General features: G+C 59.9%; 1 pseudogene (only partly in view). It reads left to right on the forward strand.

Annotated elements, in window-relative coordinates:
* Positions 1-252: pseudogene (gene tssI / locus AO242_RS21955) on the forward strand (type VI secretion system tip protein TssI/VgrG); its annotated part reaches 774 nt to the left of the window's first position; the annotation flags it as partial.

Genomic DNA, 252 nt, shown 5'->3' on the forward strand with positions numbered 1-252 from the left:
CCCATCGTAAAAGGCCCGCAAACCGCCATCGTCGTGGGCCCCAGCGGCGAGGAAATCTGGACCGACCAGTTTGGCCGGGTCAAGGTGCATTTCTACTGGGACCGGCACGACCAGTCCAACGAAAACAGCTCCTGCTGGATCCGCGTATCTCAAGCATGGGCGGGCAAGAACTGGGGCTCGATGCAGATTCCACGGATCGGTCAGGAAGTGATTGTGAGCTTTCTGGAAGGCGATCCGGACCGCCCGATCATC

The sequence above is a fragment of the Pseudomonas sp. ICMP 561 genome, from assembly GCF_002699985.1.
GTDB lineage: Bacteria > Pseudomonadota > Gammaproteobacteria > Pseudomonadales > Pseudomonadaceae > Aquipseudomonas > Aquipseudomonas quasicaspiana.